We start from the raw sequence: 15,374 nt of genomic DNA on the forward strand, positions 1-15,374 counted from the left end.
ATTCACAGCAATTACGCCTCTTTTAATACCTCGTAGCTCTGCTGCGAGGATTCTTTATTCGGCGCCTTCTCCGGCAAGGTCTTCTGAAGAAAGAAGGTGGTGATCTGGTTCCGACTGGATTCGGATTTATTTTGTTTGGCAAAGAACCGCGAACAGTTATACGGCAAGCAGGCATGCTTGGTCTTATCCATTACCCCAGTGGCCAACCGGAGCGCCGCGAGTTCGATGAGCCAGCCGTAATGATTCCTGATTTAGTTGAGAAATGGCTCAAGGATAAGCTTCCCAATGTATTTGAGCGGGGCCAAGCTTACCGGCATGAACGTCCTGTTCTGCCATTCGAAATGGTTCGCGAGGCAGTGGCTAACGCACTCATACATCGAGACTACAGTATAGACGGTGCCAAGTGCCAAATCGTGTTGACTGAGGATACTATTGCGGTTAAAAGCCCAGGCAAACCGCCGTCTCCGATCACCTTGAAGCAGCTCCAAGACATCAGTGCTCCTATGCTGAGCAGGAACCCTGAACTTCACTTCGTATTTGCACGTATGGGCATGGCGGAAGAACAGGGGCTTGGTCTGGCCTCGCTTCGTGATCGGGCAAAGGAACTCGGTCTACCCCGACCACAGTACACTTGGGATGATCCCTACCTTGTTCTTACGCTGTACCGTTCAGCAGAGAGCTCAATAAAGGTTCTTGAGGAATACGCTCTCAAGACTCTGAGTAAGTCTGAGCGGATGGGTTGGCAGTGGCTTGCCACCTGCGGCAAGGCAAAATCTAATGAATATGCTGAGGCAATGGGAGTTGATCCAAGGACTGCGCGGCGCCACTTGGGGCATTTCGAAGAGCTTGGTCTTGTGAAAAAGGCCGGCTCCGGACCTTCCCGTTCGTACGAGGTAAAATAGTGCATAAATGGACATTTATCCGGACAGAATGTCTTGATTGGTATTGATTTTACGGGATAAATAGGCTATGTGGACATTTATCCGGACAGAGTGTCCGGGTAAAAAGCGAAAAAGAAGCTCAATAGAAGCCCTTCACTGTCAAGGGAACGCTCATGGTGCGAAGACACGAACATATTGGCCAGAAGTTTAGGGGATAATATTCATTTCATTCAGTTATGTTCGGGGTACCACGGTGGGTTTTAGCAACTCCTGATGTCGATATCCCGAGCAGTCTTGCTGTTGACTATTTTCATGGTGTTATGTAACGGCAAGCGCTCTTTTGATCATCTGGTTCACCTCTTTTGTTACGTTAACGGGGATAAGCGTTACTGCCGGATGTGCTAAGGCAAAGACCCTGAAAATCTCATCGGCAAATGCCTGCCCGATCTCTTCCACCTTTTCAAAGTCGAGGATCACGGTTTTGAACTTCTCGAACCGCGAAACAAGCCTTTTTGCCTGCGATCTGGAGACGAGCATTTCCCCTTCATGTCTGGCCAGCCTGACCGGAACCCGGGTTTTATTGAATGCATACTCCTCCGGTTCCGCAAATTCGTCATAGATCTCCTTGATGGTTCGAGGGGAGGTATTGTTCAGCCTGAGACGAATGGTTGAGCCTGGTATATCCGCGTCACTCTCAATCAGCCAATCGTCTTTCTCTGTCTGGTGTGAGAAGAAAAGGTTTCTTGAAATGATAACGAATCTGTCGAATGCTCTGGATGTAAAAAAAATGCCTTCACCGGAATGGTGCTGTGGATCTGTGGTCATCTTTCCCTTTGCAAGCTCAAGGATTGATTCACGGGGATCATAGAGGCCGGTCAATCGCTGTATGCGGTGAAAGATGCCTTCGCCATCGTCAATAAGCGCCAGTTCTGTATCCAGAGCGTTTCTTGAAAAGTTGATGGTAAGCCAAATGCCGCCGGAGTGTTCTATAGCGTTATTGATCATCTCTGTTGCACCGTATTGCCACATCTCACGCACATTTTGAGGCAGATCGACAATTAGGGGGGCTATATACTCCTGCCAGACAATATCCTCTCTTAGCCCTTCCAGTTTGAATCGCCATGAGTTCGTTGCAATGGCAGCAAGTGAAGATCTCTTGAGATTCTTCTCTCCCTCCGACTTGACCAGCCCGGCCTCTTCCAATGCATGCAGATGGCGGAGCGCAGCCTGTCTTGAGATGCCGAACTCTCTGGCAGCATCCGAGGCGACATTGAGCGATGTGTCCCTGCATGCCTTCAGCATGTACTCTCTTATTTTAGCTGTTCGTTCTCTCATTGTATTGCACGGCTTCTGTCTGATATTGACAACTCTTTTGCTTCATAATGACAACAATATACTGATATGTTGACAACATAAAAAATAACCTTGACAACACAGGCTGACAAAGAATGGATATGAAAAACGCTGATTTCTACCTATATGCAATGCCTGTGGCATTTAAAAGAATCATGAATTCAAGTCCCGTAGGGACGCGCTATTGGTAGGAAAAATAAGCGAAAACTCCATTCATTATCTTATTTTTAAAAAAGCTATTGCGTTCGCAAATTCATGGGATAACAAAGTAATACAAACGATAATAACAAAGTTTTATAAAACGGAATAACAAAGTTATATTACGGGAGAACGGTGACGTGGAATAGCACGGTAACTACAATTTTAGGGGCAGATGGCAAAGCCGAATGAAAAGCTGGCTGACGCTTTGCGGGCGCTGAAGCGGTTGCAAGGCAAGTACAATGGTGTGATTGAGTCCGGAGATATCACGGAGGCACAGCGTGTGATTCTTGTGGAGGAGGGGTTCCTGCGACCGGTTATGAAGGGGTGGTACATTTGTGCCAATCCACGAGATCATGAGGGGGACTCTACGGCGTGGTATGCCAATTTCTGGTCATTCTTATCCGGTTATCTGAACAGACGCTTCAAAAAGAGATACTGCCTGAACGCAGACGCATCACTCATCCTCCATACCCGGAGCACTCGTATACCCCGGCAGGTAACCGTCATCACAACTGAAGGAGGTACCTCTGTGCTCGACCTGCCATACGGGAACTCGGTGTTGATCTATCCCGATAAAAAGAATATGCCCCGTCATCAAACGGAGGTGAACGGGCTGCAACTGCACTCTCTTCCGGAAACCCTCTGCAGGCTGAGTCCGCAAGCATTTATAAGCAATCCACGTGATGCCGAAATCGCGCTCAACATGATTGGTGATCCCGGAGAACTGCTGGAAATATTACTTTCCAAAGAGGGGTCGGTTGCTGCTGCCGGGCGACTTGCAGGAGCGCTGCGCTTTGTCGGGCGTGCCGAATATGCCGAGCGAATTCTCCACACCATGAAACTGGGTAAATACGATGTTCGCGAAATAAATCCGTTTCTTATTCCTGTGCCAACACTGGGAATCACTCCGGAGCTATCACCATACATTATGCGGTTACAATCTCTGTGGTCAGGATGGCGAGAAGAGGTCTTGGCGCTTTTTCCGCCATCACCTGGCGTGGCTCAAAATGCCGCAGCTTACCTTGCCAAAGTTGATGAACGCTATGTTGTGGATGCCTATAACTCACTTTCCATAGAGGGTTATCAGGTCACTGATGCACTTATTGACAGCGTTGCGCAACAGGGATGGAATCCGGATGAGGACCAGAAGGATAAAAAAGATCGGGATGCACTTGCAGCACGTGGTTACTATCAGGCATTCCAGTCTGTCAGAACAGATCTGGAAGCCATTCTGAGAGGGGAAAATCCCGGTGCGGTTGTCAGGAGTGCCCATCACCGCTGGTATGCCGAGCTCTTTTCGCCTTCAGTTGCTGCCGGTATACTGGAGCTACACCAACTCGCCGGTTATCGGAAAGGTGCAGTCTTTATCCGTAACTCAATGCACACCCCTCTGCCACATGAGGCGCTGACCGATTCTATGGAAACATTGTTCAACCTGATTGAACAAGAGCACGAACCGGCAGTCAGAGCAGTACTTGGTCATCAGCTTTTTGTCTTCATCCATCCCTATTTCGATGGCAATGGCCGTATCGGGCGATTTTTGATGAACGCGATGCTGGCATCCGGCGGCTATCCGTGGACAGTTATTCGGGTTCAGCGGCGCAGTGACTACATGGCCGCACTCGAAAAAGCAAGCAGTGATGGTGACATCAAACCACTTACACTTTTTATTGCTGAAGAGATGGGGTGTGGTTCGGATTTGGAGCGTAAACACAGCGTATAGGCTTTTTCACTGATGTGCTCTGATTTTGTTATCAGCTCAGTTTGTAGCCGGGTCCGCCGCCGCCTTCGGGGGTGGTCCAGGTGATGATGCCGTAGGGATCGGCGATTTCGCAGGTTTTGCAGTGCAGGCAGTTTGAGGGGTTGAGCTTGAGTGCGGGGACTGGCTCTGTGGTGATCTCATACACTCCGGCGGGGCAGAAGTGCTGGCAGGGGTTGGCGAACTCCTTTTTGCACTTTTTCAGGCATATCTCCGCGATATCTTCACGTTTTATAACGAGATGGCAAGGTTGATTCTCTTCGTGCATGACGCCTGAGCTGAATAAGCTTCTCTCTTTGCTGAACGTTCTCATGCCATCAGCTCTGAACTCCGGTATTACGGGGAGAGCGATTTTCTTTTTCTTCGGGTTGAAGCTTGGGGTTTCTGTGAAGCCTGGCAGGGTGAGTTGAGTTGTTTTTAGCGAAAGACCGGGAATGCCGAGTTGAAGTCCCGCCTGAACGAGTCCGGAATACAACCCCTTGTCAAATGCCTTGCGGTAGTTTCTGGCGGCATGCAGCTCCTCCCAGGCCCATGAATTTCTGAATCGCTCCTCGCTGCTTTTCAGCCGACCGGTTGAAAAATCGTTGTGCAGCAGCGCTTCAAAGAGGGTTTCGGCAGCAATGGTACCCGACTTCATGGCGAGGTGTATTCCTTTGTGTCGCTGCATGTTTACCATGCCTGCCGATTCTCCGGTGAGGAGATAGCCCGGCCCGCAGAGTGGCGGCATGGCGTCAAGGCCTCCGGATGTTATGGTCCTTGCGCCGGATTCAACCATTTTTCCGGATTTGAGGATGTTGGCAATCAGAGGATGGAGCTTGAAGCGCTGGAGGTTGAGATGGGGGTCGCATACCGGCGAATCATGGCCCACCGATGAGATACATCCGACAGAGACGAGTGTCGGGGAGAAGGCGTAGAGCCATCCGCCTCCGTACACATCGGACTCCAGAGGAAATCCGAAGGTATGGTGCACCTCTCCGGCAGTGATACGCTCTTCGGGTATTTCCCATGTCTCTTTTACCCCTGTTTCGTACCGTTGGGCGGCACTTATGGACGGAAAGTGCATGGATAGCTGTCGGGTGAGTGAGCCGTCAGAACCCTCTCCGATTACTATGGCTTTTGCCTTGAGTAGCAGACCCGGTTCGAAGTTTGTTTTTGAATTGCCGTCTTTTCCGATTCCCTTGTCATCGGTTATGATGCCTGTAAGCTTTCCGTTTTCCATGAATGGAGCGGAAGCTGCGGTGTTATCGAAGAGCTGAACTCCCTCGTTTTCCGCCTGTTCAGCCATCCATGCACCAAGGCGGCTGAGTGAGACGATCAGTGAGTTTTTGTTGCTGAACGGTTCGGGGATAAAGGGAACAGCGAATTTCCGTTTACTTTGCAGAAACCAGATGGATTCCTTGCTGACGGTGGCTTCAACAGGGCAGCCCTTTGCCCGGTAGTCCGGAAAAAATTCATCGAGGGCTCTCGGGTCAAGCAGGGCTCCTGAAAGCAGATGGGCGCCAGCGTACCTTCCCTTTTCGATTACGGCTATTGAGGGTTCAAGGGGGTTAGCCGCTGTGGCGTTATGGCGTTTCAGAAGGCGCTGGAGGTGAATGGCCGAGGCAAGGTTCGCCGGTCCGGCACCGACAAAGAGAATATCAAACTCCAGAGCTTCACGTTTCTGCATTACGGCCGCGCTGTTTTCAGTGAGAAAAGAAGGCTTTTGTTCAGAGAAGTATCCCCCCCAGAATCAGGGAGGCAACACTGAAGTATATCACAATTCCGGTGACATCGACAAGTGTCGCAACAAAAGGTGCTGATGAGGTGGCAGGGTCAAGGCCCATCCGTTTCAGAAGCAGGGGGAGCATGGAACCGGTAAGGGTGCCGAAGAGGACAATACCTACCAGTGATACGCCAACAGTTACGCCGACATAGATCCATGTTGTGGTCAGGTGACCGAGTATCATGGCCCAGATGATAACCCTGAAGACTCCTATCAGGCCGAGCAGACCTCCAAGCGCGAGTCCTGAAAGAATTTCGCGGCGCATGACGCCCCACCAGTCCTGGATGGTGATCTCTCCGAGCGAGAGTGAACGGATGATCAGGGTGGCGGCCTGGGAACCGGAGTTTCCTCCGCTTGAGATAATCAGCGGGATGAAGGTTGCCAGTACAATCGCTTTGGCCAGTTCATCCTGAAAATAGGCCAGTGCAGAGGCGGTAAGCATCTCTCCGATAAAAAGGATAACCAGCCAACCGGCCCTTTTTTTGACGAGCTGTGGAATCGAGAGATCCATGTATGGCTCTTCAAGGGCTTCAATACCGCCGAACTTCTGGATATCTTCGGTCTCCTCCTCTTCAGCCACGTCAAGCATGTCGTCAACCGTTACGACTCCTATCAGGTAGCCGTTTGAATCGACAACCGGCAATGCAACCGTGTCGTAGCGCTTGAAGGCATCAAGAGCATCTTTCTGATCCTGTGAAGCGGTCAGGGTGATGATCTTCTCTTCGGAGATGATTTCACTGACCTTTTTTTCCGGCAGCGAGAGCAGGAGCTCCCGGGCAAGCAGCTCTCCCTTGAGCTTCCCGAAGTCGTCAACAACATAGATGACGTTCAGGGTTTCGCTCTCATGACCGAAGGTGCGAACGTAGTCGAGCACCTGATTGATGTTCCAGTCTTTTTTGACACTCAGATAGTCAGGCGACATGAGCCTGCCGACACTGTCTTCAGCATATGCCAGCAGGGTTTTGGCAATCTTGAACTCCTTGAATGAGAGGAGCTTCAGCAGCTCCTGAACCACAGTTCCCGGCAGCTCTTCAAGCAGCGCTGTACGGTCATCTGCCGACATGCTGTTGAGAATATGGGTGACATCTTTCTGGGTCAGTGCGGTCAGCAGGTTCTGCTGGGAGTCGAGCTCAAGGTATTCGAAGGTCTCGGTTGCCACATCCTTCTGAAGCAGCCTGAAGAGGATTGCCTGTTCGTTTTCCGGCAGGTCGGAGATCAGCTCCGCCAGGTCAACCGGCATCCAGTCGTTGAAAATTCTCTGCAGAGCACTGAAGTTGCGCTGCTCGATCAGTTCCCTGATTTCAGGAAGTAAAGGGGTTCCGATCATGATGCTTGAGGTTTAAATAAGGGTAACGCTATTAATTTGTTTCGCGCTTCGATTCCTTCGTTAGGCGGTGCTCGAAAGTCCTTCCGGTTTATAGGTAACTCAGCCTAAAAAAGGAGTTTTTTTATGAACTTTCCAATACAGCAGGCTGCATTTTTTAACTGTTCACAAGATCCTTGCTTTTGAAACATGAGGATTGTTTATGATGAATTTGCGCCACGGAAGATCCCGGCTTCTTGAAATACCCACTCTTGTTGTGGTTCCGATCATCTTTTCCGGAACAGGGGGTGCGTTTTCCAGATAAAACTCTTCACCGAAAAGATCCCTTCCGTTGTCACGGCGCTCAATCTGAAGTGCCCGGGCAAGCTTTCCCGGACCGCTCATGAGCTCTCTCTCCACGGCTGTTCCTCTCTGCATCTGCATGAAGGAGATACCTTCAACCGGTTCCATTGCCCGAAGGAGAACTGCTCCGGCCCGGTGTTCCGGTTCACTGACGATATTGATGAGGTGGTGGCAGCCGTAAGTAAAGTAGACATAGATGGTGCCCGGACGAAGAAACATGGTACTGTTTCGTTCTGTTCTGCCCCGCCAGGCATGGCAGGCTTCGTCATCTACACCGAGATAGGCTTCTGTTTCAACAATTCTTGCTTTCAGTTGTCTGTTTCCCGGCAGCGTACGGACGAAAATTTTCCCGAGAAGTTTTTCTGCAAGTTCAAGTGTAGGTATTTCATAGAATTGCTTTTCAAGCCGCTCCATCCACCGAACGATTATAATTTGTAATAGTTCATGTATGTATTATAATGTATCAATTCATGACTGAACTTCAACTGCTGTAAATTTCCCTGGTTAGTACATGGGCAGAGTTATTGCGATTGCAAACCAGAAGGGTGGGGTTGGAAAGACAACCACTGCCGTTAATATAGCTGCCTCAATTGCTATTTCTGAGTTTAAGACGTTGCTGATCGACATCGATCCCCAGGCTAATGCTACATCAGGTTTTGGCATTGAGACCGGTGACGAGATTGATAACACCTTCTATCAGGTTATGGTAAAGGGGGGCAACATACACGATGCCATCAAGCAGTCCAGTCTGGAGTATCTTGATGTACTGCCGTCCAACGTCAACCTTGTCGGTATGGAGGTTGAACTGGTGAACATGCGGGAGCGCGAGTATGTGATGCAGAAAGCACTCAAGGGTGTCCGCTCTCTTTATGACTACATTATTATCGACTGTCCGCCCTCGCTTGGTCTGATTACCCTTAATTCGCTTACGGCTGCCGATTCGGTGCTGATACCGGTCCAGGCTGAATATTATGCCCTTGAGGGGCTGGGGAAGCTGCTCAACACCATCAGCATTGTGCGCAAGCACCTGAACCCGAAGATTGAAATTGAAGGGGTTCTGGTGACCATGTATGATTCACGGCTTCGTCTGGCTACACAGGTGGCTGAAGAGGTCAAAAAGTTTTTCAAGGAGAAGGTCTACCGTACCTATATCCGAAGGAATGTAAGGCTTTCCGAAGCTCCGAGCCATGGCAAGCCGGCTCTGCTCTATGACGCACAGAGTATCGGGTCGAAAGATTATCTCGATCTGGCTCAGGAGATATTTGAACGGGATGGAAATATTAAAAAATTTAAAGTCTGGCAGCGGTAGCTGACCAGGGCAAGCTGGTGGGTGATATGACGAAAAATGCATTGGGAAGAGGTCTGAAAGCACTTATTCCGGATGAGGGATTTGATTCGGGTTCCAGGGAGGAGCCGGAGGAGCTTGCCCGGGACGGCTCCATTGGCAGCCTGCCGATTGAGAAAATCCGGGCAAATCCGTTTCAGCCCCGAAAGGAGTTTGATGAAACTGCTCTTGAAGAGCTGAAAAACTCCATTATTGAAAACGGTGTTATACAGCCGGTTACGGTCTGCCGTGACGGGGAGGGGTATCAGCTTATCAGCGGAGAGCGGCGCCTGAGAGCAGTTACACTGGCCGGATTCAAGTTTATTCCCGCTTATATTATCGAGGCACATGATGATTCAAGCAAGCTGGAGCTGGCTTTGATCGAGAATATCCAGCGCGAGGATCTCAATGCCATCGAGGTTGCTCTTGCCCTGAAAAGCCTCACCACAAAGTGCCGTCTGACACAGGACGAGATTGCCCAGAAAGTGGGAAAAAACCGCTCAACGGTCAGTAATTTTCTTCGTCTTCTCAAACTGCCCCTTCAGATTCAGGACAGCATACGCAACCGGGAGATCTCGTCGGGCCATGCCAGGGCGCTTATCAATCTCCCCGGTGAGCAGCAGCAGCTGAAGGTCTGGAAGCAGGTACTCAGTCATGAGCTTTCTGTTCGCCAGACAGAGACGCTGGTGAACCGCATGTTCAAGGAGCAGTCCAAACCGGCACAGGCCACCTCTCCGGACCGCTCTTTGCATATTACCCAACTGGAGTCACATCTGAGAGACAAGCTTGCAACCAAGGTTCGCATAGTTGAAAAGAAGGGGGGCAAGGGAGAGATTCATATCCAGTATTTCTCCAATGATGATCTCGACAGGGTGCTTGAAATTCTGAATCACGAGTAGTCGTCAATGTACAGCTACACTGGATAGCGAGAAAAATATTCAACAGAACACGAATCATGAGGTTTACCCTTGTAGGCAACGGCAGGATGGGAACACAGGTTGCGCAGGTGATCGGTCAGTCGGGCCGGCACGAAATAGCCGCAGTCATTGATATTGATACTCCGATTACTCCCGAGCTGTTTCGCGGAAGCGATGCCATCATAGATTTTACCGTAAGGGATGCTTTTCTGCTTAATCTGCCTGCCATCCTCTCTTCGGGTGTGCCGGTTGTTGTCGGTACCACCGGCTGGGACGACGTTCGCGAAACGGTCAGAAGCCAGGTCTCCGATGCCGGGGCTTCGCTGCTCTGGTCGTCCAATTTTTCACTCGGGGTCAACATCTTTCTCCGAACTGTTCGCGAAGCTGCCCGGCTGATCTCTCCTTTTACGCAGTTTGATATTGCAGTTGCTGAACAGCACCATACCGGAAAGGCTGATTTTCCAAGTGGAACAGCGCTCAGGGCAGCAGATATGATTCTTGAGGCGAACCGGCGGAAAACAACGGTTGTGCGGGAGCTGTCGGATGAGCGGAAACTTGCTCCTGAAGAGCTGCACGTTGCGGCAATACGGCTTGGTACAGTTTTCGGCAAGCACTCCGCCTTTATTGATTCCGAGCTGGATGAGATCGTGATCTCCCATACGGCCAAAAGCCGTGCAGGGTTTGCCTCCGGAGCGGTTGAAGCTGCCGAGTGGCTTGCAGGGCGTCACAGAACAACGCCGGGATTTTATACCATGGATGATTTTTTAAACGAAAAGCTCTCCTGAACTCTATGGCTGCCGACAGTTCAACGCAAAGTGCCCTCTCATTTTCAGGAAAGCTCTATACGGTTCTTCTTGGTGCTGCGATCATTCTCCTGACAACAACGGTACCCTATCTTACCCTGCTGAATGTTTTTCTCTTTGCCGGGGTTTTTCTTGCCGGTACGATTGCGCTTAACCACACCATTCTCCGTTTTCAGGTCCGTCTACCCTACAGCGAAGCATTTTTTCTGGGATGTGTTGCCGGTATGGCGGGCGGGGTGCTTTCCGAGAGCGTAACCTTTCTGCTCATGCAGCAGTTCAACTACCGCCCCGGAGCAGAAAGCCTCTCGCTGATCATCGACTGGGCACTTGAAATGGCAAAGGGGAAGCCTGAACTACAGGATCAGGTACAGGCACTTGTAACGGCAGAGAAGCTTGCTTTGGCGCCGGTCAAGCTGAGTTTTAGGGAGCTGCTGATGAATATGGCCTTTTCAGGTGCATTTTATGCCCCCATGACCGGTCTTGGTGCTGCTTATGCCGTGCTCAGGCTCAAGCGCAAAGCAAGAAAAGGGTGATTTTTCGCGCCACGGCCCGACGAAGCCTTCGAATTGCGTCATAAATTAAGAGAGAAGCCCTTCAGCTTGCTTTTTGTACCACCCCCTGTCTATCTTCTGTGAACCCGGGAGGGTTCTCCACGCTTCTACCCGAAAGTACCGTACAGGGCTTTTAAGTTTACCGACGGCCGAGTTTATCGCAAGGCTGATAGCTCCATCATCGGGAGCGTTTTCCCCTTCACTCTCAATGAATGCAACCGGCCGCTCGCCATATTCACGATCAGGAATCGGCACGACAACCGCTTCGCGGACTCCCTCGATCATCATCAGCGCTTTCTCGATCTCTTCGGGGTGAATGTTCTCTCCTGCCGAAATAAACATATTATCCTTGCGTCCGATTACCGTCACCACTCCCTCTTCAGAGAGCGTGCCAATATCGCTGGTGTGAAACCATCCCTCCCTGTCGGTTTGCGGCTGAATACCCCGGTTGGTGAGGTATCCTGAAAAAAGGGTTGCCCCCCTGACCAGCAGCTCCCCATCTTCCGCTTTGCGCATCTCTCTCCAGGGCAGAACCATTCCGCTGTTCTGTTCCGGGCTATGTATCGGTCCTGGAGTAGTGGCAATCTGTGAGCTCATCTCGGTTGAGCCGTAGCTCAGATAGAGGGGGATATGCTGCCGTAGACTCTCCTCAAGCAGTGACTTCGGAGCAGAGCTGCCGCCAAGCAGCACAGCTTTCAGTCGGCTCAGGCGCAGGGCGCTTTCGCTTTGGGCCAGCAGGCGGTAGAGTTGAGTCGGCACCAGCGAGATATGGGTAAGCGGGAAGTTCCCGAGTGAGCTTGCAAGCGGCTCATAGGGTTCTGCAATCGCAAGGCATCCACCTGAAACAAATGCTCTGAAAAGCAGGGCGTAACCCCCGATGTGATAGAGCGGGAGTGAGAGCAGCCAGCAATCTCCGGGTCCGAAAGGGAGGTTCTCTTCGGAGCCGAGAGCACTGTACCAGTGATTGGCAAAGGTGTGCAGGGCGGCTTTTGCTTTTCCCGAGCTGGCCGAGGTATGAATAATGGTAACCGGGCGCGACATCTCTTCGGGTGGCACCATGCTCTCCGCAGCGGTCAGGGGCGAGGCATCTTCAAGCAGTGAGGTGAGCGGCGATGTTCTGCATCCGGAGTAAAGGAGTTGAGCAGAGCTGCCGGTCAGCAGCAGTTTCGGGTTCAGATTCTCCAGTGTGCTTTGAATCAGCTTTTCTGGAAACCGGCAGTTGATCGGAGCGGCAATCATTCCGGCTTTCAGCAGACCAAGCAGGGTGATGACCAGTTCGGGGGTATTTACCGAGAGCAGTGCGACTATATCGCCTGCCCGAAATCCATCCTTGCAGAGCAGCCCGGCAATATGGCGGGCCCTCTCATCACACTCCAGGAATGAGAGGCTTTTTCCCTTCATCATGATTGCAGGAGCGCTGCCGAAACGTTTTGCAGCTCTGCCTACAAGGTCCATAGCGAGGTGCGCTTTAACATTCGCAGGTTAACCTTCTGGGCGTTCAGATAGATGGTTTCTGCATCGAGCAGACCGTTCTCACTCCCGAACGGGGTTTCAAGCAGATCGTACTCCAGGTAGCGGTAGGTGTCAAGACCGCATGCTGCAGGCAGAGAAGAGAGCGAGGCGGCGAGCATGGTATAGAAGCTCAGGCTGATTCCGCTCTCAAAAGCCGAGCTGAATACCGCTTTCAGCCTGTTTTCCTGGGCATACCGGGCAAAATGGAGGGCCACCGAGATACCTCCCAGGCGGTTCGGCTTGAGAATGAGCGCTTTGAGAGCGGCCACCGGAATATGGCTGAGCATCTCGGGTCTCTGCCAGAGCGTTTCATCAAGGGCGGAGTAGAGTCCTGTTTTTGCGTGAAACTCCCCGATCAGTTCAGCATCCTGCAGCGGCTCCTCGATATAGTCAATGCTGCCGGCAGGAGCGCTTCGGGCAAAATCGAGCGCTTCATCCATCAAAAGCGACTGATTGGCATCAAGACGCAGTTCGATCTGCTGGCCGAAAGTACGGTGCAGCGCTTCAAGGCTCCGCAGGGCTTTGTCGGTTTTTCCGGCTTTGATCTTGAGTTTGAAGGTCCGGTATCCAACATTGAACAAGCACTCTGCTCGCTCAATGATCTTTGCTGTATCACCGAAGAGCAGGGCGTTGAGTGGAACCTGTTTGGCGCTCTCTTCCAACGGCGAAAAGGCGGAACGGCCCCCCCTGTTGGCGGTTTCGAGGTTGATCATCGCCATCTCCAGACCGGTTCGCACTGAAGGGTAGAGCTGCTCCTGCATTATCGGGGAGGCGGCAAAGTTATGTTTGGCAAGCACTTCAACCAGCTGGGCTTCTGCGGACTGAAACAGCTCCTTGTGCAGTCCGGGAAGCGGAGCTATTTCTCCGCAGGCGATCTTGCCGCTTTCCCGGCTCGTAAGGGCAAGGATAATACCTTCCCGCTGCAAAAGCCGGGCTCCTTTGACGGTTACCGGTTCCGTAAAGGGTATGCTATACCGGTAGAGGGTTACATGGGAGGCTTTCATGGTCTTTTGGGGAATTTGCTGAAGTCAGGTTTGCGTTTTTCAACAAACGCGTTTCTGCCCTCCTGTCCCTCTTCACTCATATAGTAGAGCATAGTGGCATTTCCGGCCAGCTCCTGCAAGCCTGCCTGGCCATCACAGTCGGCATTCAGCGCAGCCTTCAGGCAGCGGATGGCCATCGGTGAGTTGGCAAGGATTTCACGGCACCATTTAACCGTCTCCTCTTCAAGTTGATCGAGCGGTACAACGGTGTTGACGAGGCCCATGGCAAGGGCTTCTGCAGCATTGTACTGGCGGCAGAGATACCAGATCTCACGGGCTTTTTTCTGGCCTACAAGTCGGGCCATGTAGCTTGCACCCCATCCGCCGTCAAAAGAGCCGACTTTAGGGCCGGTCTGGCCGAAGATGGCATTTTCAGCGGCAATGGTAAGGTCGCAGAGCATGTGCAGCACATGACCGCCACCGATTGAGTAGCCTGCAACCATGGCGACGACCGGTTTCGGGCAGGTGCGGATGTCACGCTGGAAGTCGAGCACGTTGAGCTTGTTCACCCCTTTGCCGTCATCATAACCGGCGTTTCCCCTTATTTTCTGGTCGCCTCCCGAGCAGAAGGCCAGGTCGCCCTGACCGGTAAGGATGATGACGCCGATCTCCTGATCATTGCGGGCGTTCTGAAGGGCCTCGATCATCTCGTCAACCGTCTGCGGGCGGAATGCATTGCGTCTTTCAGGGCGGTTGATGGTGATTTTGGCGATCCCTTCGGCTTTATGGTAGAGAATGTCGGTAAATTCACCGGCCGGTATCCAGTTTACAGCGCTCATATCAGGATGGTTGTTGCTTGTTGAAAAATGTTTTCAGGCGGTCGAGAAACAGCTCCCGGTTTTCAATGTGCAGCGTATGGCCGCAGCCGGAAAAGATCTCAAGCGTGGAGTCAGGGCATAAATTAACCATTTGGCGCCCAATCTCAACGAATTTAAGGTCTTTTTCACCGGCAAAAAATTGTGTCGGCACCCTGTTTTGCGTCAGTGCATCCCAGAGTGAGGGCTGCACTCCGGTTCCGAGCAGTCGGAGTGCCATGGCGAGGTTTCCGGGATTGTTGATTTTCCGTTCGCGCTCAATCTCGTGAAAGAGCGGATGATTTTTCAGGGTTGCAAAGAGTGGCTGCTCATACCAGGCCTGAATGAATCCCTCAAAATTCTTCTCGATTTTCCGGGCAACCCCTTCATCGCTTTTGCGGCGGGCAGCCCGCTCCTCTTCGGTTCTGAGGCCGGGGGAGGCTGAAACAATAACCGCTTTTCCAAAAAGATCAGGGTGGTGGAGCATGAGGGCAAGCGCCACACGCCCCCCCATGGAGTAACCCACGAGAAAAAAGGGCGCTGCCGCCGAACGCCTCAGCTCCGCCGCCAGGGCATCGACGGTCCCCATAAAAAACCGCGCAGGGTTGCCCTCTTTGGGTATAGGCGTTTCTCCATGACCCGGAAGGTCCACCAGCACAGGGCAGTACTCCCCTTCAAGCTTCCGGGCAACAGCCAGCCAGTCGCTCCCAGACCCGAGAAACCCGTGCAAAAACACAATCCTCGGCAAACCCGGGTCTCCAATAACCAATGAGGGGACGTTCATAACAAACTGTACTTTAGATTTCCT

Annotated in this window: 14 protein-coding genes; 6 read left to right on the top strand and 8 right to left on the bottom strand. The window is 51.8% G+C overall.

The window, feature by feature from the left end:
- Positions 1-173 precede the first annotated feature (173 nt).
- On the top strand, positions 174-902 hold the full coding sequence (locus BOO20_RS00230) for an ATP-binding protein (RefSeq protein WP_076789072.1): 729 nt from the start codon (positions 174-176) through the stop codon (positions 900-902).
- Between the two features lie 297 nt (positions 903-1,199).
- Here the strand turns inward: BOO20_RS00230 and BOO20_RS00235 are convergent, their stop codons facing one another.
- Positions 1,200-2,216 carry a DUF4325 domain-containing protein gene (locus BOO20_RS00235; protein ID WP_076789075.1) on the bottom strand — a complete coding sequence of 339 codons (1,017 nt, stop codon included), beginning with the start codon at positions 2,214-2,216 and terminating at the stop codon, positions 1,200-1,202.
- A 391-nt stretch (positions 2,217-2,607) separates the two neighbouring features.
- Between BOO20_RS00235 and BOO20_RS00240 the strand changes: the two genes are divergently transcribed.
- On the top strand, positions 2,608-4,158 hold the full coding sequence (locus BOO20_RS00240; RefSeq protein WP_076789077.1) for a Fic family protein: 1,551 nt from the start codon (positions 2,608-2,610) through the stop codon (positions 4,156-4,158).
- 31 nt (positions 4,159-4,189) lie between these two features.
- Here the strand turns inward: BOO20_RS00240 and BOO20_RS00245 are convergent, their stop codons facing one another.
- The 3 genes from BOO20_RS00245 to BOO20_RS00255 all read right to left on the bottom strand — a co-directional run bounded on the left by BOO20_RS00245 (position 4,190) and on the right by BOO20_RS00255 (position 8,036).
- Positions 4,190-5,860: an electron-transfer flavoprotein:ubiquinone oxidoreductase gene (locus BOO20_RS00245; protein ID WP_076789080.1), complete on the bottom strand. Its 1,671-nt coding sequence runs from the start codon at positions 5,858-5,860 to the stop codon at positions 4,190-4,192.
- Positions 5,861-5,900: 40 nt separating this feature from the next.
- Positions 5,901-7,283: a magnesium transporter gene (gene mgtE, locus BOO20_RS00250; protein ID WP_076789084.1), complete on the bottom strand. Its 1,383-nt coding sequence runs from the start codon at positions 7,281-7,283 to the stop codon at positions 5,901-5,903.
- 162 nt (positions 7,284-7,445) lie between these two features.
- Positions 7,446-8,036: a DNA-3-methyladenine glycosylase gene (locus BOO20_RS00255; RefSeq protein ID WP_076789090.1), complete on the bottom strand. Its 591-nt coding sequence runs from the start codon at positions 8,034-8,036 to the stop codon at positions 7,446-7,448.
- Positions 8,037-8,133: 97 nt separating this feature from the next.
- Here BOO20_RS00255 and BOO20_RS00260 point away from each other — a divergent pair, with 97 nt between their 5' ends.
- Genes BOO20_RS00260 through BOO20_RS00275 form a run of 4 tightly spaced genes read left to right on the top strand, consistent with a single transcriptional unit; the run spans position 8,134 to position 11,199 of the window.
- On the top strand, positions 8,134-8,931 hold the full coding sequence (locus BOO20_RS00260) for a ParA family protein (protein ID WP_076789094.1): 798 nt from the start codon (positions 8,134-8,136) through the stop codon (positions 8,929-8,931).
- Between the two features lie 26 nt (positions 8,932-8,957).
- Positions 8,958-9,845 carry a ParB/RepB/Spo0J family partition protein gene (locus BOO20_RS00265; RefSeq protein ID WP_076789097.1) on the top strand — a complete coding sequence of 296 codons (888 nt, stop codon included), beginning with the start codon at positions 8,958-8,960 and terminating at the stop codon, positions 9,843-9,845.
- 56 nt (positions 9,846-9,901) lie between these two features.
- Positions 9,902-10,648 (top strand): 4-hydroxy-tetrahydrodipicolinate reductase, encoded by a 747-nt coding sequence (gene dapB, locus BOO20_RS00270; protein WP_076789100.1) that lies wholly within the window; start codon positions 9,902-9,904, stop codon positions 10,646-10,648.
- A gap of 5 nt (positions 10,649-10,653) precedes the next feature.
- On the top strand, positions 10,654-11,199 hold the full coding sequence (locus BOO20_RS00275) for a hypothetical protein (protein WP_076789103.1): 546 nt from the start codon (positions 10,654-10,656) through the stop codon (positions 11,197-11,199).
- Positions 11,200-11,244: 45 nt separating this feature from the next.
- Here BOO20_RS00275 and menE read toward each other — a convergent pair whose 3' ends face one another.
- From menE to menH, 4 genes are read right to left on the bottom strand one after another with little or no spacing between them, the layout of a single operon-like run.
- On the bottom strand, positions 11,245-12,672 hold the full coding sequence (menE, locus tag BOO20_RS00280; protein ID WP_076789104.1) for an o-succinylbenzoate--CoA ligase: 1,428 nt from the start codon (positions 12,670-12,672) through the stop codon (positions 11,245-11,247).
- Positions 12,660-13,733: an o-succinylbenzoate synthase gene (gene menC / locus BOO20_RS00285; protein ID WP_076789106.1), complete on the bottom strand. Its 1,074-nt coding sequence runs from the start codon at positions 13,731-13,733 to the stop codon at positions 12,660-12,662. Before menC ends, menE begins: the two co-directional genes overlap by 13 nt.
- A complete protein-coding gene (gene menB / locus BOO20_RS00290; protein ID WP_076789108.1) occupies positions 13,730-14,551 on the bottom strand; it encodes a 1,4-dihydroxy-2-naphthoyl-CoA synthase in 822 nt (273 codons plus the stop codon). Before menB ends, menC begins: the two co-directional genes overlap by 4 nt.
- 1 nt (position 14,552) lies before the next feature.
- Positions 14,553-15,350 carry a 2-succinyl-6-hydroxy-2,4-cyclohexadiene-1-carboxylate synthase gene (menH, locus tag BOO20_RS00295; protein ID WP_076789111.1) on the bottom strand — a complete coding sequence of 266 codons (798 nt, stop codon included), beginning with the start codon at positions 15,348-15,350 and terminating at the stop codon, positions 14,553-14,555.
- Positions 15,351-15,374 lie beyond the last annotated feature (24 nt).

It is taken from the genome of Chlorobium sp. KB01 (assembly GCF_001975465.1).
In the GTDB taxonomy this organism is placed as follows: Bacteria; Bacteroidota; Chlorobiia; order Chlorobiales; family Chlorobiaceae; genus Chlorobium.